This is a genomic window from Paenibacillus sp. PastM-3 (assembly GCF_029893965.1).
Lineage (GTDB): Bacteria > Bacillota > Bacilli > Paenibacillales > Paenibacillaceae > Paenibacillus_AQ.
The window spans coordinates 555,083-573,585 of the sequence record NZ_JARXXP010000002.1; the positions used below are offsets into that span (position 1 = coordinate 555,083).

Genomic DNA, 18,503 nt, shown 5'->3' on the forward strand with positions numbered 1-18,503 from the left:
CTCCGTGATCTAGATGGATTCCTTCCAGACTTCTTCTGCAATTTCCTTCACATAACGAAGCTTGCGCCATTGCTGTTCTTCCGTAAGAATATTGCCTTCCTCTGTAGATGAGAAGCCGCATTGCGGGCTCAGGCACAGCTGCTCAAGTGGCACATAGGTTGCCGCTTCGGCAATTCGGGCTTTAATTTGCTCTTTATCTTCCAATTCGCCTGTTTTCGATGTGAGTAAACCGAGCACGATTTTCAAATCCTTGCGGTTCACATATTTCAATGGCTCGAAGCTGCCTGAGCGCTCATCATCAAATTCCAAGAATAATCCATCTACATTTAAGCCTCCAAATATGACTTCAGAAGCGTAATCGTAACCGCCGGTTGAGAAATAGTTTGATTTATAGTTACCCCGGCAAATATGCATAGTCACAACTAAATCTGCCGGTTTATGAGCCAAGATTTCGTTAATCATTCGTTGCATGATTTTGAGCTCTTCTGCCGGTTCCAGACCTTTTGCACGCAGCTTATCGCGACCCGCTTCTGAGAACAGATCTGCCCAAGCGGTATCATCCAGTTGCAGGTACCGGCATCCCGAATCATAGAATGCTTGAATGGCTTTTTGATACGCTGCAATCGTATCTTGAAGGAATTGCTCCCGGTCGTTATAATTATTGGCTCCCTTCTCCAGCCGGTAAATCAGCATGTTGGGACTTGGAATGGTCTGTTTCGCCACTGCGTCACCTGCATGCTTCTTCACGAATTCAAAATGCTCTACAAAGGGATGACTTGAGAAGTCGACCTTACCCACCACACGAATGCCACCCTTGCGGGTCTGCATGTTATGGAACTTGGGTCCATCGATCTCCTCATACAGCTCCACCCCGTCCAAGCCGCCCAGAAAGTCAAAATGCCACCAGCTTCTGCGGAATTCACCATCCGTCACTGCGAGTACGCCGCTCTCCTTTTGCTTCTCAATCACCCGAATAATCTCTTGATCTTCCACCGCTCTTAATGTCTCATAAGTAATGTTGCCTGCTTTATATTGTTCACGGGCCTGGCTTAAATTTGCCGGACGCAGGAAGCTGCCTACATGATCATTGCGAAAGGGTATCATAGCTATATCTCCTTACAACTTTTTAGTGTACTGAGTATAGCATGATCGCAAGGAATGCATGTTATATGTAAAAGGCATGGTTAGTCATAGCTTTTAGCAATAGCTAACGGCCTCATTTCGGAATCTTAGAGACAAGGGTTCACATTATAATCAGTCTGGCCTGTATAATCATTCAGGTGATTCGCAAAAGCATCTAGTGTGGGCTTAGAATCCTCAGGATGTAATTGATTGCTCCAGCTGCTTAACAGGTTAGGAAAATCATGCTCGCCTTCAAACCCAATCGTCTTCCTGAATTGGTCCGACCACCAGAACTCATTGTTCGGATTTACCGGATCGCCCTCAAAAACATCCATCTCCCACAAGGCAACCTCAATAGCCTCTGTAATCATATTTAATCTAACCTTATAGTATTCCTCACGCTTATGTACCACTGACGACAGGCGGGTTAACAATGCATTTAGTTCATCATTATTCGAATCAGCATTGGCAGGGTGTTGCCCTTCTTCCTTGCGTTCAGCCAGCTCCACATACTTTCTTAAGGAATCCATAAGCTGATTGTCTGTTTGCGGTGCAATTCCTTTGGTCGAACTTCCTTTAAGCTTGTTTATAATCGGCATGTAAGTTTCTCCTCATCTCATGATGCAATCTTATGATGTATATAAGCAGAAACGGCTACGCCGTACCTATACAGAAGGTACCCGTTGCAGCAAAAAATAGAAGAAACATTTAATCGTGCGATGCAATTTAAATCAAGTGTAATATACTAAAAATTTTTTTGTAAATGATTCAGACAATAAGCATTCACGCCCGAAAATACTGCTTTGTCAGCATGAAGGAACGAGGGCTGATGTGATGCTGAGAACACGTGGAGGATTGTCCCAATGAGAAAAGCGATCCTGGCTCTCATCAACGCTGCCGCGCTGCTTGTTTTCGAGATCATTGAGCACCGCAAGAAAAAATAATCATCCCTGGAGGGGTTACCTATGTATCACGAACAGTCCGACTCCTACGTGTACCTCTGTCAATAGAGTAGACACAAAGAATCGAGAGATTCAGGCACCGGATCGGTACATACATTCGTATTCGTTGGGTGTAAAGTACCCAATCGTGGAAGGGATTCGTTTTCCATTGTAGAAGCAGGTGATGTACTCAAAAATGCGTTTTTTCGCTTGCTTGCGTGTGTTGAAGTGCTCCAAGTAAACGAGCTCCGCCATAACGGGTATCTGGTGGACTCGTACCGCGAAGCTTCACCCTTTGCCAGGTATCTGCTGCGGATCGGCCGCAATCCGCAGCTGGCGGCGAGGCTGGGGACGCAAGGCCGGATCGACGCACTGCTATCCTTCGAGTGGGATCGCACAGCCGTACATCTGGAGCAGTTGTACCGGTCTTTTTTGCCGCATTAGTCAGGAGCTTCGCCGCCAGGGGCCCCCGCAGCTATGCGACAATGTGTAACAAGGATTTTGTGAGGTTATTCGCAGGATTAACCGCAAAGTAAACCTATACTAATATTGTAAGCGTTACCATATTGACGAATTAATTGCTCATACCGCCACCATGAAATTGGCAACACCCCTAAACACTATTTTTCGCTGTAGAAAGGGTGCATCGTTATGTTAATGATTAAAGCTATAGTAAGACCCGAGAAAGCGGATGAGGTCATGGCCGAACTAATGCTCGCCGGCTTCCCCTCTATCAGTAAGATGGATTTACTCGGCCGCGGCAAACAAAAAGGGATTCAGGTAGGAAACAACCATTATAATCAGATCTCCAAGAAGCTGCTGATGATTGTAATCAATGACGACGAGAAAGAGGACGTACTCAGTATTATTATGAGAACTGCGAGAACCGGAGATCACGGCTCGTTCGGAGACGGCAAAATATTCGTGCTGCCGGTACAGGAAGCCTATACGATAAGCAACGGTAAAAACCAACTGTAATTCCTATAAATTCATACTTTAATACAATTATATGTCAGATTATCGGCCGTTTAGGGTATAGTAATTTCCTATACGTTCAATAATTTGGCATATTTTCGTTGACTGGCCTTTTATCTATTTTATAATTAATTTAAATTCTTTTTACTCCCTTAAGCATTCCCAATCCAACCGGAGGTGAGCGTTAATGAAATTAGGCCAAGAACACCTGCACCCCCAGCGTACGGCTTTAATTATTGTAGATGTACAAAATGATTTCTGTCATCCCGAAGGATCCTGCGCACGCAGGGGCAGCGATGTCAGCGCCGTTCCTGTAATGATGCCGAACCTGCATGCTCTGCTGGACGGAGCGAGAGCACACGGCGTCCCGGTCATTTTCATCCAGACTTTCCACGAAGCGGCTACCGATTCAGCTTCCTGGACGCTCCGCTCGAACGGACGCAGCGGTGAAACATGCCGGACCGGAACATGGGGCGCAGACTTTTTCGAGGTATCTCCGGCGCCTGGAGAAATTATTGTCAACAAACATCGTTACAGCGCCTTTATCAACACCAGGCTGGACAGTGTGCTGCGTACGCTGAATACCGAAACGATTGTAATGACAGGCGTGGCAACCAACGTGTGCGTAGAATCGACCGCCAGGGACGGCTATATGCTGGATTACAACGTCGCCTTTGTCAAAGATGCCTGCGCCGCTTTTTCCAAGAAAGCGCATGACATGACGCTGGAGAACATTGATAACCACTTCGGAACGGTATTTGATAGCAATCAGATCGTCAACATATGGGAAGCTATAGCGGAAGCGGGCGCCCACAAGGTCAGTTAGGACAAGCAGCAGTGTACAGGCTCTCCTGCCGGGGAGCTTTTTCTGTTTCGTATAACCGCGGGATACCGCCAAAGACCCGCATGAATCAGCTTAGAAGAAGCCGGAGGAATACCTCTTGAAAAATAATACAAACCCGGTTACTCCCTACATTATCTGCGCAGGAGCCCTCCTGTCCAACTTATCGGCAGGGATGTTCAACGTGGCGCTGATCGACATCACCAATGACTTCGGACAGACGGTTCAGTCGGTGCAGTGGATGATCACCGTATATTTATTGACGATATCCGTTTGCCTGCCTTTAATGGGCCGGCTCGGGGATATGAAGGGCAAAAGAAACATCCATAACCTCGGTTATCTCCTCTTTTCCGCAGGCAGTTTATTATGCGCCCTATCTCCAAACCTGGCCTGTCTGATTGTATTCAGAATCGTGCAGGGCGCCGGCGCGGCCATGTTTCAGTCCACAAACATGGCGCTCATAGTCTCCCTGTCCTCCCCGGAGCGCAGAGGACAGGCCCTGGGCCGCATAAGCACTTTTGTTGCTGTCGGAGCGATGATCGGACCCAGCCTGGGCGGCGTGGTCGTCCAGTGGTTCTCCTGGCATATGAATTTCTGGCTGTTGGCGCTTTTCTCTTTCCTTATTTGGCTCGCGGCCCAGAACCTGATCCCAAAGGAGACGCCCGCCAACCGTTCTTTTGTTGACTGGACGGGCGCTTTGCTGTTCGGCACGGCGCTCAGCGGATTGATCATCGGCTTAAACCTGGGAAGCACCTGGGGCTGGAGCTCAGCTCCCATCATCTTTCTGCTCCTGTTTTCCCTCGCCTCGGGCGCTTGCTTTGGGTGGTGGAGCCTGTCGCCCAGATGGGCAAACAGTAGCCGGCCCCCCTTTATCCAGCTTGCCATATTCCGTTACAAGGGGGTTCTGCTCGGCATAGTCATCGCTGTCGTTTCGTACATGGCCGTCTTCTCCGCACAGCTGGTTCTGCCTGTCTATCTGCGGAGCATCCTGAACGTAGAGCCGGCCTTGGCCGGACTGCTAATGATGGCTTATCCGGCCGCCCTGATTATCGCTTCACCGATAAGCGGCCGGTTATCCGATCGAATAGGCTCCTATCCGATCATATCCATCGGCATGGGAGGCATGATCGCTTCCCTCCTGCTGCTCAGTTTCATAACGGAAGGCACCAGCCTATCCTATATAGTCATATTTACCGTCGCGCTCGGCGCATCTATGGGCATGATCTCTTCCCCCAACAACAGTATGACTATGGGCAGCGCGCCTTCCTCCTCCCTGGGATTCATCGGCAGCATGATCGCCCTGAGCCGCAATCTAGGAATGATCCTTGGCACAATTGCCGGCGGGGCCTTAATGGCTCCTTCAGGCAGCGTCCTGTCGGCTGCGCGGATCATTAACGGCTATGTATCGCCGGGCTTTGGCAAAGTATTTCTGCTGACCTCTTCCCTGGTCGCCGTAACTTACAGTCTGCTGCTCCTCTCCGTAAGACAGAGCAAGCCCAAAAATCCTCTTCACCGCAGAGGAAACATCTGATTCTTCTCTTCCGCCATTACTGCTGACTTTGCAGCTTTCGGGACAACTTTGCGGCTAAACCCCAATAAGAACGCCACTCCTCTCGCTGATAGAAGCGGGAGAGACAGCGTTCTTCCAAAAATCACAGACGTTTTAACTCATTCCCCGGATAACAAAAAAGGGCGCCGCGCAACTTGTTACGGTTGCGGAGCACCCATTTAGCAGCTGCGGGAGAACTAAGCCTCAGCCCGCTTCTTGCTCTTCATTGCTTTCCAGGCCGACAGCGAGATGATCCAGGCTCCTATAAACAGCGCCACAAGCACGTATCCAGAATTGCCGAAGTCTATATTCTGAATCCACTGTGAAACCGGAGACTGCAAAGGGAGCGGTTTCGATACGATTTTGACCAGCTCCACCAGCCCAACAGACAGGGCGGCCATTACAGATATGGCTGTAACGGTCATATTGTAATACAGCTTGCGGATCGGATCGGAGAAGGCCCAACGGTAAGCGGTTGTCATAAACATACCATCGGCCGTATCCATCAGGCTCATTCCGGCCGCGAACAAAAAAGGAAGCGAGAGTATCCCCCACAGCGGAATTTCGTTGTGTACAGCCCCTGCGGAAATGGCCAGCAGTCCAATTTCTGTAGCCGTATCAAAGCCGAGACCGAACAAAAAACCTATAGGATACACCTGCCAGCTGTGATTTATGAACCGGAACAGCGGTTTGATGAACCGGGTAATCATTCCATGCGAATGCGATAGTTCATCAAGCTGGCCGGCCTGGTAACAGCCTTTGCGCGCCTTGCGGTAAACCCGGACCATATGGAGCAAAATCAGCAGGTTGACGATGCCGATCAAGATCAGAAATGCGCTCAGCACCGCAGAACCGACCACCCCGCTTATTCTTTGCAGCTGGGGCATTTCCTCCTGTACCCATTGAAAGGAGAATATGACCGCGAGCACCAAGAGAAACACGACCGACGAATGGCCCAGCGCAAAATAAAAGCCTACACCGAGCGGATTCCTCCGCTGCTGAACCAGCTTCCTGACCGTATTGTCGATAGCGGCGATATGGTCAAGATCAAAAGCATGCCTGAGTCCCAGCGTGTAGGCAAGCAGGCCAAGCCCCCAGAAGGCAGGGTCGGCCCGAATTCCCGCCAGCAGGCCGGTAATTCCCGCGATATGCAGGATGATGATCACAATGAAATATCCGGCCCAATTCCTTCTTGCTCTCCAAACCTTTTCAAGCAAAGCGTCCTCCCCCTTACGCGCGAGGCGGCATCAGCAGATATGATGCCTTTCCCCTGTTGCGAATTCGTCGGTTCTGGTCTGAAGCTGCTCCTCTGTCAACACACGGTTGCCGAGCAGCATCTTTTCCAGCGCCTGAATCCATAGCTGATAATAATCGGATACTCCGTCTCTTTCAGGATTATTCCGGTCGGCCCCGCCAATCTCCTCGACAAATTTCCCGTTGAATTCCTTCCAGGGATAGACCCCCTTCTCGGTCATCAGCACTGCTATGGCAAAAGCTCTGCCTTCCCAGGGAGTCCGGAATACAAGCTCCCCGTTATCACGGGGTAGCTGCATGGATTCCTGAATCGAGCTGATTAACGCTTTGGATTGCTCGCTCATCATGGTATCCTCCTCTATTGCGCCGCATCGACGTAACTGTTATCCAGGATGTCTGCGGGCTTCACATTTTTGGCAGCCGGATTGGTCGTGCTGGCCAATTCATCAAGCAGGAACTGGATTTCGCTTTCCGGAACATGCAGATCTGTCGGCCAATACGATTTGAAATACTCGTAAGCACGATCCAGCGCATCCTGATCGGTCACCTTTGTCCAGGTGGACAAGGCGGACAGTGTCGCTTCCTTATCCGTTTTGGCACGCTCGCTTGCAGCCGCATAGGCTTTATAGAAATTCTCGATCACTTCAGGGTGCTCCTCCGCATAAGGCCGATGAACGGCACCGACCATATAAAGTCCTTTGATCCCTTCCAGATCGCTCATCGTAGCCAGATTATGCAGGCCCATTTCATCAGCCTGGAAAGACATCGGCGGCACAAGCAGCGTGGCCTCTACCTTGCCTTCGCTAACCGCAGCCAGCCCCGTATTGCCAATATACAGGATCGGCACGTCTTTGCGGGGTTCGAGTCCCAGCGACTCGGTTAAAGTCAGCACTGCGTATTCCGGGTTGGAGCCTGGAGCAGATACGCCAACAACCTTGCCTTTCAAATCTTCGAGTTTATCAATATTTTTCGCATACAGCATAAAAGGAATACTGCCGATGGTACCTACCAGCTTGACTTTGTCGCTCTTGACTGCCGCATCGACAACATTCCCGCCGCCGAATGCAATCGGCACATCGCCGGTAATGACTCCCGCCGTCGTCGCCGCCACATCAAGGGAGACCAGCTTCACCTTCAAGCCGTAATCGGCCCACATGTTCTCTTCCTGGGCCAGATACATCGGACCGTATGCAATGCCGGAAGCCGCAATCGCTACGGTAACTTCCGTAAGTTCCTGCGACTCCGCCGGCACGGCAGAGGCTGAGGCCGGAGCCGCACCGGAGCCTGCCGAATTATTATTGGCTCCGCAGCCTGTTAGCGCGATACCCGAAACGAACATAAGGATCAACCAACGCCGGCCGCTAAATTTCCTTTTCATAATCTCCCCGCCCCCTGTATATCTGTGTTTTATCTGGCCACTCCAATCATGGAATCGCGGCTGATCAGCGCGGCCAATTCCTCTTCGCTCAGATGCTCCGTTCCGGGCGGACGCTCCGGCATCACGAGATACCGCACTTCCGCATTGCTGTCCCATACACGGATCTCGGTGTCTTCCCCGAGCTCCAGCCCGAATTCCTGCAGCACGCTACGCGGATCAATCACAACTCTGGAGCGGTAAGCCGTGCTTTTGTACCAAGTCGGAGGCAGACCGAGAAGGGCCCACGGATAACAGGAACAGAGGGTGCAGACAACCACATTGTGAATGCCCGGCTTGTTCTCCAGCACAATCAGCTCGCTCTCCAGATTAAGCTCGGCGGCCGCTTTTTTTCCGTTCTCCAGCAGCCGCTGCTTGAATTCAGGATCGGTCCAAGCCTTGGCTACCAGCTTCGCGCCGTGCATCGGTCCCACATCGGTGGAATAATACCGGATCAGCTCATCGATCTCCTGCATGGAGATCAGTCCTTTCTCAATCAGGAGCGATTCGATCGCCATCGTCCGCAGCTCTTCAAATGAATCGGAGACCGTATGCGGGTGGTCATGGTCATGGTGATGTCCATGATCGTGGTCATGGCTGTGATCATGGGTATGTGCGGCAGTCATTATATTTCAGCCTCCTCAAGGTCCAAATAATCTTCCCACAGTTCAATGTACAACTTGTCATTCGGGGAGGCGTCTTCTCCCCATAAATGCTGCGCTTCAAAACATACCCGGTAAACCGGCTGGTATAGATCAACTCCTTCATGGACCTTCGCATCCGGCAAGGTATAGAGGCCGTGAATGGCATCGACAACCCCCGTTTTCCCCCGGATGTAACGCGGAATGCGCGTATGACCGAGCGGCGACATCTGCTTCGCCCTTACAACCATCCCCGGGGAAAACTTCGGCTCGGTAAATTCCTCCCGCGTAGCCGCTCCCGACCTGGGAGTGAGCGCCGTTCTTCTCTGCACAGAGGGCAGCAGCGGCTGCACACGGCGGTAATCTTTCAAATGCGGCTCCGGAATCGAACCCTCCGCGAGCTGTTCCATCCTGGCGCGCAGCTCCTCTTCGGTAAGTACGCCTTTTTCGATCAGCAGCGATTCGGTCCGCAGCAGCCAGATCTGATAATAGCTTGAGCCCATATAATACACAGGGTTCACGCGTTCGATGGCATGCCGCGTTTCATCCAGAACCCACACCTTGTGTTTGCCCCGGATCAGCGTCTGCATCGCGAACAAATGTCCTTGCCACGGTTCATGAAAGACCGGCTCGTTCTCATCCCGTATCACAGGCCCCAAGCCATCCGTTCCGCCAACATCATAGACTCCGTTCATCTGACACGCTCCTTTATATCTTGAAATTGCCGATTATTGCACAGCATCCGCATATTGATCTACCATAATGTCTGCAGGTTTCACATTTTTGGCATCCGGGTTAGTGGAATTTCCCAATTCATCCAGCAGGAACTGCACTTCTTCCTCGGGAACATGGAAGTCGGTCGGCCAATATTCCTTGAAATACTCATAAGCCCGGTCAAGCGAATCCTGATCTGTCACTTTCGTCCAAGTGGACAGGGCCGCCATAGTCTTTTCCTTTTCCGTCTGTGTCAGCTTGCTCGCTTCGGCATAAGCCTTGAAGAAATTCTCAACCACCCCGGGGTTCTTCTCGGCAAACGGCACGTTTACACCGCCAATCATATAATCCCCCTGGATTCCATCGAGCTCACTTAATGTAGCCAGTTTAGTCAGTCCCATTTCTTCCGCCTGGAAGGACATGGGGGGAACGAGCAGGCCGGCAGTCACCTTGCCTTCGCTGATTGTAGGCAGAATCGAGGCGCCTACGTACAGCACTTCCACATCCTTGCCGGGCGTCAGGCCGGCCGATCTCAGCATCGTGAGCATGGCGTACTCATTATTCCCGCCCGGAGCGGAAGCTCCAACGATCTTCCCTTTCAGCTGGTCGATCGAATCAATCCCTTTGGCGTACAGCATATAAGGAATGGAACCGATTGTGCCTCCGATTTTTACATTTTGCGACTTGATCGCCGCATCGACCACATTGGCTCCCGAGAAGGCGATCGGCACCTGGCCAGTAATCAGACCGGCTGTAATGGCCGAAACGTCAAGCGACACCAGATTGACCTTCAAGCCGTATTTCGCCCAAATATCCTCTTCTTGGGCCAGATACATCGGACCGTAAGCGATCCCGGATGCGGTCATGGCCACAGTGATTTCGGTAAGCTTCTGAGGCGCGTTCTGACCAGCGGCTTCCGCCTCCGCAGTAGAAGCGGCAGCGTTCGCCGCCCCTGCTGCAGAGGAATTCGCCGCAGCATCGGAAGGCGTATTGTTCGCTCCACAGCCTGTAATCGCAATAATAAAAAGAAGCAGCAGTATGATGACCCCTTTATTTCTCTGTTTCATGAAATACCCAACCTTTCATTACTGTTATTTGGCTAGTGCAGGATAAGCTGGCGGATTTGCGCCACTTTCGATAAGAATTCCGGGTCGGCTTTGGAGGCTTCATTTCGCGGCCGCGGCAGGTTGATCTCGATATCGGCGCTGACCACGCTTCCCGGCCCCTTGGACAAAACGATCACGCGATCCGCCAGGAATACCGCTTCATCAATCTGGTGGGTGATGAACATCGCCGTCTTTCTCGTCTCCTGCCAGATTCGCAGCAGTTCGTTCTGCATCACTTCCCGGGTCTGCGCGTCCAGCGCGGAGAAGGGTTCGTCCAGCAGCAGCAGCTCCGGGTCCGAGGCCAGCGCCCGGGCCAGGTTGACCCGCTGCTGCATGCCTCCGGACAGCTCGTTCGGATATTTGTGCTCATGTCCGCTAAGACCGACCAGCTTGATCATCTCCATCGATTTGTCCATCATGGTCTGTTTGTCCGTCCCGCGCAGCTCCAGCCCGTACTTCACATTGCCGACCACAGTCCGCCACGGCAGCAGCGCCGGAGACTGGAACACAACGGCACGGTCCTTGCCCGGCCCGGAAATCTTCGTTCCGTCCAGCACCAGCTGCCCCCTGTTATGCGGCATCAGCCCGGCCACCGCGTTCAGAAAGGTTGACTTGCCGCATCCGCTGGGTCCGACGATACAGACGAATTCCTCCGGCTTGATCTGGAATGACACATCGCGTACGGCTTGTAAATTCTCACCGGTGCGCTTCACTCTGTATTGAATACCCACATGCTCGGCAACCAGCTTGTAGGATTGCGGCTTGCTCATTGGTGCAGTTGACATAGACAATCACTCTCCTTAGTTGTGGATATCGACACGCCATTTGTCGAAATGCCGCTCCAGAATTTGCACAAGACCGGTGAGAACAACGCCGAACCCGGCAATAATGATCAATCCCACAAAGACCAGATCCGTCTGGAACGTCTGCCCCGCCGTGAACATCATGTGGCCGACGCCCATGGTGGCCGCGGTCATTTCGCCGACGACGACACCGATCAGGGCATGTCCGAGACCCAGCCGGATTCCCGAAATAATCGCCGGAACCGAACTTGGCAGCACAACCGTTTTGAAGATTTGATAGCTTTTGGCGTTATAGGACTTCGGCACGTTCAGCAGCACCGGATCAATCGTCTTCACCCCAAGCAGTGTGTTAAAAATAATCGGAAACACCGAACTGAGGAAGATAATCGCCACCTTTGACCCAAGGTCAATCCCGAACCAGATAATAAACAGCGGAACCAGCGCAATGCGCGGCGCGGCATACAGGAAGTTGAAGATCGGCTCCACCACGTGATTAAACTTCGGATACCAGCCCATTGCAATCCCGAGCGGAATGCCCACAATCAGCGCAAGTCCAAAACCCAGCATCAACTCCGTGCCGCTGGCGATAAAGTCGTTCGCGAAGCCGTCCGAGGTCACATATTGGACCCCCGCATGCCAGATCCGCACAGGAGAGCTGGAGAACAGCGGATCGATAAGCCCCAAACGGACAATCGCTTCCCAGATCAGGAGCAGAACTACTACACCGCTCGCCCCCAGAATCATGCGTTCATTTCTATAGTACAACCGGGTCCACATCCCTTCTGGCAAACGAGGAATCTCAGCTGCCGGCGAATCGGCCATTTTTTGCGTGGTGTTCATATTCTCCCTCTCCCTTTCCATTCATTGTTAGGTTGTTATGAAAAACCAGGAAAACTTTCTCTACTTTTCAAAAAAAGCGATGTACGCACGACAATCAAACGGTCAGGGACTGATGCTCCTTCCAATAACTCAAAATTTCCCCGGTTTCCAGAACCCGGCCAAAATGGGCGGTTACATTGCCAAAGGTGGCCTCATGCAGCTCCGGTGAATAACCGGCACAAGCATCCTTCACTACAGTTACATGGTAGTCGAGCATGAAGCCGTCTCTTGCCGTGGACTCCACGCATACATTGGTCGCAACCCCTGTAACCAACAGCGATTTAATGTTCATCGTGCGCAGAATCAAATCGAGCTGAGTTCCAATAAAGGCGCTGTAACGGTGCTTCTCCACAATGATGTCGTCCGGTTTGGGGGTAAGCTTGTAGAAATCCGCTCCCCAGCTGTTGCGCTGCGTGACCGCTATGCCTTCAGTTCCGGCGGGACGCGGACGCATGTTCCAGGCCTCCGACAAGGTATGCGGCTCCTGGGTCATCTGGATAAAAATCACCGGCACGCCCCGCTCCCTGCACTCGCCAATCAGCAATTGAATGGATGGGACAATGGCTTGAGCTCCCTTTACGTCCCGGCCCATCCGTGCGCAGGCTCCATCTTCGTGGCAGAAATCATTCTGCACATCCACGATAATCAACGCGGTACTTTCCAGACTCAAATGTTCTTTCATTCTCCAACCTCCATTTTTATATAACATATAGTGTAGTATTATATAACATATGATTGAGGGACATTTACCGAAATCGCAGTTAACCTCACATCTTGCTTTGGTGAACCTCCTTGTAATGTTATAAATTTGAATATATAATAGCATTAATCACCTTGCCCGAAGTAATAGAAAATGCTGATAACCCTCATTCCAGCTATTAAAGCAGAATTTCCTCTATAATAAACAGATCAAAATGTGAATATAAATTACATGAATTGTTATCTATATTTAATAGCCAACAACAAGTGTGTTTATAAGGAGGAATGGTCTTGGATTGGTTTGATATTCATTCTTTTGTGACTGTCGTTCGTGAGCAGAGCATTTCGAAAGCTGCACGAATTCTCCACTTGGCCCAGCCCACATTAACCGCGCGTTTAAAAAAACTGGAATCCGAGTTTAACGTCCCTTTATTGGAGCGGAATTGGAAGGGAGTTCAGCTGACCGAGCAAGGCCATCAATTTCTGCTCTATGCCGTCAAGCTGCTGGAAGACTTTAAGGAAATCAGCGAGAAGCTGAATGAGACCGTTCCAATCGGTCCCGACGAGCGCGGAAGTCTCACTATGGATTCGGGGAAACTTAAGCTGGGTATTCTGCGTCCTTTGGGGTCTTTCTTTATTTCGCCCGCACTGCAGCTGCTGAAAGACGAATACCCCGAAGTGCAGTATGATATTACGGTGGAAATGACCGGATATATTATGGAACTGATCTCCATCCATAAGCTTCATTTAGGAATCATTCCATACTGCAAGCCGTTTCCCGGTCTGTCTTCCGTGCCCCTGTTTCAGGAGGAAGTCGTCCTGATCGCCCCCAAGAACGACCCGCTGCGAACTGCGCTCAGTACGGACTGCTGGAAATCTCTTTTGTTATCGGCGCATTTCTTTCTCTACAATTTCAAGTTTCCGTTCCGCAAAGTCATGGATCAATCCTTGTCCACTCTGCTCGGGAGACTGCCGGAGACCATTCATGAAATCAATGATACAAATACACTGCTGAATCTGGTATCGAGCGGTTTTGGTTACACGGTCCTGCCTACTTCCTATATTTATGATGCCTTTGATCTGAAGAAGGCAGCTCCCGTATCCCTCGGAGCAGGAGCGTCCGTTATCGATCTGGAAGTTCTTCCTTACGACATTTATTATCTGCCGTCCTTCCCGAAACGGACCATTTATCTGGTATATCCCGACGACATCAGCTCGCACCTTCCCCTGCACCGGATCGTGGAGGATATCGTATCGTTGTACCATGCGAACGAACAGAGCCTGTTAACCACGTCCGGATAGACAGCGGGTCCGATTAAAGTTCCGCCTCGGACTTGCAAACACAGCAAAGAGGCTATCCTCCACTTCATCAGTGAAGGATAGCCTCTTCCTGCATTTATAGAATAACGGAGAACGATTGTTACAGCAGCTTTAGATTGATTAACCCCACATATTATAAATCCAGGCTTATTTATTGTAGTGTTTGAAAAAGATAATATATCTTCACAAAATCAGTCTTACTTTTCTTATCCTTAGGGTTGTAAAATTCTGTTTTATAGTCGAGTAAATTATATTCAGGACTCTTCAATAATTTTAAGACTTTTCTCTCATCCATTGTAGATCATGTCCTCCTAACTATTTCTCCATGTCCATAGTCTAGCATTTTCACCCAGAAAATAGTAGGTCCTAGGTTCTATCCATTTAACAATTTTATTAATTGTTTCATTCCATTTTGGCTTCTCCTTATTCTTTTATCTATAAGACATTTATCTGATTAATTTAACTCCAATGGTTGCTGCATACTTCACCCTGGAGATATAAAATCACCCTCTTCCAGAGGTCATCATCCAATTCTTTTCCGTAGTCTGAACGATGCATGTAGCATCAGGAATTCAACCTCAGTTACAACAGTATTGAAGCACTTTTTTGCCCGGTCCCTACTGCCGAAACGGAGGAAGGAGCTTTTGCTATGAATCGGCAAAGTCCCCTTCAAGATAGTACAAATAAACCCGCATAAGCCCGTTTACGCACCGTCCCGACAGGAGTGTGACCTACCCTGCTCCTATCTTCGGTAGGCTGTAAATACAGGCTCCTGCGAGCTTTCCTTCAAAAAACTTACCTCTACTTATGGTACGGTTCCCCCCGATTTATCTTCACCGCACGATAAATCTGCTCCACCAGCACCAGCCGCATGAGCTGATGAGGCAGCGTCATGCGGCCGAAGCTCATGCGCTGCTGAGCGCGGCGCATCACGTCATCGGAGAGGCCATGGCTGCCTCCGATGACGAAAACGACATGGCTCGTCCCGTAGGTGCCGAGCCGGTCGATTTCTGCGGCAAGCTCCTCGGAGCTCCAGAGCTTGCCGTCGATCGCGAGCGCAATGACATGCGCATCGCTCTTGATGTGCGCGAGGATCCGCTCACCCTCGCGCGTTTTGACCTGGACAACCTCAGCATCGCTGAGATTGTCCGGTGCTTTTTCATCCGCCACCTCAATCACCTGGAACTTGAGGTATGGCGTCAGCCGCTTGGCGTACTCTGCGATGCCGCTGACCAAATATTTTTCCTTCAATTTGCCTACGCCAATAATTTGAATGAACATGATATCCTCCATATGCCGGCCGGAAGCCGGCTGTTGCTCGTTAATATGAATGTATAATAAGAAGGCAGTCTGTAACGGCCTGCTCCGCCTTAATTTGTCCTAAAATAAGCAATTCCATAAAATACAGCCGCAACCACCACAGCGAGGATCACAAAAGCAATTACGCCGGTCATAAAAGACCCGCCTGACGCTTCTTTTGCCAGTTCCTCGGCTCTCCGCTTGGCTGCATCTTCCTCGGAACCATTCAAGTTGCCAGGTTTCATAAACACTCTACACCAGCTCCTCTCTATCATCATAGCTTACCATATCCCGCACCCGCTGTTTATTAGCATGTACATTTTGTCTGAAGTAATTATTAAATAACTCTGGTTAATTGATAGAACTTCTGCTTGAGCAGTAGTCTGTCAAAATTAAGTGGAATTCCGGCATTTAATTTCGCCATTTAATAAAATTTGCAATCAATAGGTAGAAAATCAACACTTAGTTTGAACCAAAACCCCATAATGGAGCAGAAACCGAGAAATTAAGTATCGTTTTTCCAACTAATATCCTCTCAGCGACAGTCAGACTAGTAAATAGTTTACCTTTTTCCACTTAGATTAGCCCTGGATAAGCCTGTAAGGTTACTTTCATTCATTCGTTAAGCAGATAGTCACCATAACTGTACACTCTCAGCTACCTTTCTGCCCGAAATCTCCATATCCTTCGCAAATCACATTGTGCAATTTATACCGGCAAACATATAACCACGCACAAAAGACCCTGCTCCCGCAGAGTCCCTATATCTATATTACTCCAGACACCAAGCCCGGCATTCAACGTCGCTTATCCATTACAGCAACTACCCATACTCTTACGTTTTACCCTTCACTCTTCCATCTTCTCCCCAAACTCCACCGCCCCACCGGCAGACTCGTACGCCTCTAATATCGAATCCAGCACCCCGGGAAACCGCTCATTCAAATCCTCTTCCCGCAGCGATAAAATACGCTGGGTTCCCTGGGCCCGTGTGTGCACAACACCTGACTCGCGCAAAGTCCGGGCGTGATGGGACAACGTGGATTTCGCGATCGGCACCTTAAAGCTGTTGCAGGCCTGCTCGCCGTGCTTGCGGATTTCCGACACAACATATAAACGGATCGGATCGCTAAGCGCATACAAAACAGAAGCAAGCTGTATGTCCTTACGGTCCGGATGATGGAGCAGCTTCATATATAAGACCCCTTTATGATTACTTAAAATGCATTTAATTTCTTTCTTACATTCTCATAAATATCTTTCAATTTCTCATACTCATATCCTTCAACGCCATGCTAATTCTCATCTTCCTAATTGCATTTTACATCTTTGCATGCTATATTTCAATTGTTCGTAAGTAATCGAACTATTAAACAATAGAAGTAAAGGAGTGGCGCACCCACCATGAACCCATTACATACATCCGGGGATACTGCCGGCAAAAACAGCGATCCGCTCAATGGATCGCTCAATCCTGCCGCCCCAGAACCCACCCTGCCCCGCGAGGGCCTGCTGACCCTGCTGTTCAGCGTCGCCGTCGTGCTCGTCATCATGAACACGGCAATGTTCAATCTGGCGCTGCCGGATGTGACCGAGGCGTTCGGCATTACAGCGGCATCGGCATCCTGGATCGTGACCGGGTATTCCATTATGTTCTCGATTGCCTCCATCACGTACAGCCGGCTGTCCGATTTCCTGCCGATCCGCCGGCTGCTGATTATCGGCCTGCTGACGCTGGGGCTGTCCGCTGTGGCCGGCTTCTTCAGTACTAATTTCATCTTCCTGCTGATCGTGCGGATTCTGCAGGCATCCGGTGCGGGAGCCGTCATGTCGCTGTCGCTCGTCCTGTTCACCCGCTATGTCCCGCAGGCCCGCCGCGGCAAAGCCATGGCAACCATTATGTCAGCCGTCTCGCTTGGGCTGGGGCTTGGCCCGGTAGCGGGCGGCTCCATCGTCGAGTATCTGGGCTGGCATTGGCTGTTTGCCGTTACGGCCGCGATTCTGCTGCTGGTGCCGCTGTTTATGGTGCTGCTTCCTAAGGAAATACCTGCACGCGGCTCATTTGACATCCTGGGCGGAGTGTTCCTCGGGATCGGAACCACCGGCCTGCTGCTGTTCCTGACCAGCGGACTCTGGGTGGCCCTGATTGCCGGAATTGTTGCGATCGCCTTGTTCGTTGGCCGCATCCGCAGCACACCTGATCCGTTCGTGATGCCGGCGCTATTCGCTAACCGGTCCTATCTTGTGCTTGCACTTGTCGGAATCGCCTCTTACCTGTGCAGCTTCGCCACCCTGTTCCTGCTGCCGCAGATTTTGACCCACCGCTTCGGGTTCACGGCCAGCCATGCCGGGCTGGTGATTTTCCCGGGCTCGTTGCTGGCGATCTTCGTCTCCCGTGCTGTAGGGCGGGTCATTGACCGCTACGGCAATGCCGGAATCCTGCGTTACGCACCGCTCCTGGTGCTGCTGGCTACTGTGCTGTTCGCCTTCCTGGCCGGCCAGTCCTGGGTTGCTGTTATGCTCATCTACATGATAATGAGCTTAGCCTTTACCGTACTATCGAGCAGTGTATCCAATGAAATTTCGCGCATCCTGCCATCCTCACAGATCGGTTCGGGCATGGGGCTGTTCCAGCTGCTGCAGTTCTTTAGCGGAGCGTTTAGCGTAGCGATGGCCGCCAGCGCTCTGGAATGGCAACGCGGCTTGCCGCTCTCATCGGCGTACTCCAACATCTACTGGGGGCTGTCCATCGCCGCTATAATTGCCATTGTCTCTGCGGTTGCTTACAGCCGGAGCATCCGCAACGGCTCACTGGCTGACATGACGGACGCTGCTGACGCCTAAATACTACCAATTTAAATAAATAGATGAAGCCACATGCACGTTTTAGCCAGTTGTCGGAAATTATCGACGGCTGGCTATTAATTTTTTGCTTGTAATTAAATC

The 18,503-nt window shown here is 50.7% G+C and carries 21 protein-coding genes; 6 read left to right on the top strand and 15 right to left on the bottom strand.

Translation table 11 applies throughout. From position 1 onward, the window contains the following. Positions 1-9 precede the first annotated feature (9 nt). From M2108_RS06215 to M2108_RS31575, 3 genes are all read right to left on the bottom strand, one after another. Positions 10-1,104 (bottom strand): 5-methyltetrahydropteroyltriglutamate--homocysteine S-methyltransferase, encoded by a 1,095-nt coding sequence (locus M2108_RS06215; protein WP_277467888.1) that lies wholly within the window; start codon positions 1,102-1,104, stop codon positions 10-12. A gap of 125 nt (positions 1,105-1,229) precedes the next feature. Further along, on the bottom strand, positions 1,230-1,721 hold the full coding sequence (locus M2108_RS06220) for a PAS domain-containing protein (protein ID WP_277467887.1): 492 nt from the start codon (positions 1,719-1,721) through the stop codon (positions 1,230-1,232). Between the two features lie 435 nt (positions 1,722-2,156). Next, entirely contained in the window at positions 2,157-2,318 is a 162-nt protein-coding gene (locus tag M2108_RS31575; RefSeq protein ID WP_481856849.1) for an IS3 family transposase, read from the bottom strand. Here M2108_RS31575 and M2108_RS06225 point away from each other — a divergent pair. From M2108_RS06225 to M2108_RS06240, 4 genes are all read left to right on the top strand, one after another. Continuing rightward, positions 2,292-2,507, top strand: coding sequence for a glycosyltransferase (locus M2108_RS06225; RefSeq protein ID WP_280767953.1), 216 nt, complete (start codon positions 2,292-2,294; stop codon positions 2,505-2,507). The genes M2108_RS31575 and M2108_RS06225 overlap by 27 nt on opposite strands. A gap of 207 nt (positions 2,508-2,714) precedes the next feature. After that, positions 2,715-3,041 (top strand): P-II family nitrogen regulator, encoded by a 327-nt coding sequence (locus tag M2108_RS06230; RefSeq protein WP_277467885.1) that lies wholly within the window; start codon positions 2,715-2,717, stop codon positions 3,039-3,041. A gap of 184 nt (positions 3,042-3,225) precedes the next feature. Beyond that, entirely contained in the window at positions 3,226-3,864 is a 639-nt protein-coding gene (locus M2108_RS06235) for a cysteine hydrolase family protein (protein ID WP_277467884.1), read from the top strand. A 115-nt stretch (positions 3,865-3,979) separates the two neighbouring features. Beyond that, positions 3,980-5,410, top strand: a complete 1,431-nt coding sequence (locus M2108_RS06240; protein WP_277467883.1) for an MFS transporter — start codon at positions 3,980-3,982, stop codon at positions 5,408-5,410. Positions 5,411-5,625: 215 nt separating this feature from the next. Here M2108_RS06240 and M2108_RS06245 read toward each other — a convergent pair whose 3' ends face one another. From M2108_RS06245 to M2108_RS06285, 9 genes are all read right to left on the bottom strand, one after another. Further along, on the bottom strand, positions 5,626-6,645 hold the full coding sequence (locus M2108_RS06245; RefSeq protein ID WP_277467882.1) for a HoxN/HupN/NixA family nickel/cobalt transporter: 1,020 nt from the start codon (positions 6,643-6,645) through the stop codon (positions 5,626-5,628). 30 nt (positions 6,646-6,675) lie between these two features. Then, positions 6,676-7,029 carry a nitrile hydratase accessory protein gene (locus M2108_RS06250; protein ID WP_280776923.1) on the bottom strand — a complete coding sequence of 118 codons (354 nt, stop codon included), beginning with the start codon at positions 7,027-7,029 and terminating at the stop codon, positions 6,676-6,678. Between the two features lie 11 nt (positions 7,030-7,040). Continuing rightward, positions 7,041-8,060: an ABC transporter substrate-binding protein gene (locus M2108_RS06255; RefSeq protein ID WP_277467880.1), complete on the bottom strand. Its 1,020-nt coding sequence runs from the start codon at positions 8,058-8,060 to the stop codon at positions 7,041-7,043. A 29-nt stretch (positions 8,061-8,089) separates the two neighbouring features. Continuing rightward, complete coding sequence (gene nthA / locus M2108_RS06260; RefSeq protein ID WP_277467879.1) at positions 8,090-8,722, bottom strand: nitrile hydratase subunit alpha; 633 nt, start codon at positions 8,720-8,722, stop codon at positions 8,090-8,092. Continuing rightward, positions 8,722-9,432 (bottom strand): nitrile hydratase subunit beta, encoded by a 711-nt coding sequence (nthB, locus tag M2108_RS06265; protein ID WP_277467878.1) that lies wholly within the window; start codon positions 9,430-9,432, stop codon positions 8,722-8,724. The genes nthA and nthB overlap by 1 nt, the downstream gene beginning before the upstream one ends. Before the next feature lie 33 nt (positions 9,433-9,465). Continuing rightward, positions 9,466-10,518, bottom strand: coding sequence for an ABC transporter substrate-binding protein (locus M2108_RS06270; protein WP_277467877.1), 1,053 nt, complete (start codon positions 10,516-10,518; stop codon positions 9,466-9,468). Positions 10,519-10,550: 32 nt separating this feature from the next. Beyond that, positions 10,551-11,342 (bottom strand): ABC transporter ATP-binding protein, encoded by a 792-nt coding sequence (locus M2108_RS06275; RefSeq protein WP_277467876.1) that lies wholly within the window; start codon positions 11,340-11,342, stop codon positions 10,551-10,553. Positions 11,343-11,357: 15 nt separating this feature from the next. Then, positions 11,358-12,200: an ABC transporter permease gene (locus M2108_RS06280; protein ID WP_277467875.1), complete on the bottom strand. Its 843-nt coding sequence runs from the start codon at positions 12,198-12,200 to the stop codon at positions 11,358-11,360. 94 nt (positions 12,201-12,294) lie between these two features. Then, positions 12,295-12,921 (bottom strand): cysteine hydrolase family protein, encoded by a 627-nt coding sequence (locus M2108_RS06285; protein ID WP_277467873.1) that lies wholly within the window; start codon positions 12,919-12,921, stop codon positions 12,295-12,297. Between the two features lie 308 nt (positions 12,922-13,229). Between M2108_RS06285 and M2108_RS06290 the strand changes: the two genes are divergently transcribed. Further along, entirely contained in the window at positions 13,230-14,240 is a 1,011-nt protein-coding gene (locus M2108_RS06290) for a LysR family transcriptional regulator (protein ID WP_277467871.1), read from the top strand. 819 nt (positions 14,241-15,059) lie between these two features. Here M2108_RS06290 and rlmH read toward each other — a convergent pair. From rlmH to M2108_RS06305, 3 genes are all read right to left on the bottom strand, one after another. Next, complete coding sequence (gene rlmH / locus M2108_RS06295; protein ID WP_039878000.1) at positions 15,060-15,539, bottom strand: 23S rRNA (pseudouridine(1915)-N(3))-methyltransferase RlmH; 480 nt, start codon at positions 15,537-15,539, stop codon at positions 15,060-15,062. Positions 15,540-15,628: 89 nt separating this feature from the next. Further along, on the bottom strand, positions 15,629-15,808 hold the full coding sequence (locus M2108_RS06300) for a hypothetical protein (RefSeq protein WP_277467870.1): 180 nt from the start codon (positions 15,806-15,808) through the stop codon (positions 15,629-15,631). A 598-nt stretch (positions 15,809-16,406) separates the two neighbouring features. Then, on the bottom strand, positions 16,407-16,751 hold the full coding sequence (locus M2108_RS06305; protein ID WP_277467869.1) for an ArsR/SmtB family transcription factor: 345 nt from the start codon (positions 16,749-16,751) through the stop codon (positions 16,407-16,409). A gap of 210 nt (positions 16,752-16,961) precedes the next feature. Between M2108_RS06305 and M2108_RS06310 the strand changes: the two genes are divergently transcribed. Then, positions 16,962-18,401, top strand: a complete 1,440-nt coding sequence (locus tag M2108_RS06310) for an MFS transporter (RefSeq protein ID WP_277467868.1) — start codon at positions 16,962-16,964, stop codon at positions 18,399-18,401. Positions 18,402-18,503: the final 102 nt, after the last annotated feature.